Source organism: Akkermansia sp. UNK.MGS-1, assembly GCF_000980515.1.
GTDB classification, from domain to species: Bacteria; Verrucomicrobiota; Verrucomicrobiia; order Verrucomicrobiales; family Akkermansiaceae; genus Akkermansia; species Akkermansia muciniphila.
This window is the reverse complement of the sequence record NZ_LBCB01000021.1, coordinates 1-650: the sequence shown is the minus strand read 5'-3', so window position 1 is coordinate 650 and position 650 is coordinate 1. Positions and strand designations below refer to the sequence as shown.

1 protein-coding gene is annotated in these 650 nt (G+C 62.9%); it reads left to right on the top strand.

Annotated elements, in window-relative coordinates; translation table 11 throughout:
• Positions 1-488, top strand: a 488-nt coding sequence (locus tag WW58_RS09780) for an autotransporter outer membrane beta-barrel domain-containing protein (protein WP_046437288.1), incomplete at its 5' end; no start/stop codon positions are given.
• Positions 489-650: the final 162 nt, after the last annotated feature.

Sequence of the window (650 nt, the reverse complement as noted above, 5' to 3'; positions counted from 1 at the left end):
GCAAATGGAACAACGAGACGTGGCTGGCGCAGGCGGAAGTGTCCCGGACGGCGGGCTGTGCGAGAGGGTGGAGGCTGACGCCGTTCGTGAGGATGGAATTCACGTATGGCCGGCAGGACGCCTTCCGGGAACAGGGAGGGTATGGCCGTGACTTCGGAGGGGCGGCGCTGAAGCACCTGTCCATTCCCGTGGGCCTGGAAATAGGCAGGACGGACGAATGGAAGGGGAGGCCGTGGGCGCAGTCGCTGCGCGTGTCCTATGTGGGGGACGTGCTGAGGGACGTGCCGGAAGCAACGGTGTACAGCCCGTACAGCGACATGGGCTGGAGAGGAAGGGCGGTGAGCCCGGAACGGCACGGCCTGCGCGCGGAGTACAACACGTTCCTGCAGTGCAATGAGCGCTGGAGCGTGTACGGGGGCTACGGGCTGGAAGTGAGGGGAAGCTCCTGCTACCACCGCGTGAACGCAGGGGTGTCCAGGAGTTTCTAGAATATTTCTTCAGTAACAACCTGAAGTCATCAAGGAAGTAAGGAGGGGGCGTTTTCCGCGCAGGCCGCGGAAGGCGCCCCCTCTGATTATTTGTGGCTCATCGGAACGATGATGATGTCCTGCCGGCGCCGCATGCGCTCAAATGGAGGTGGAGGGCAGTCA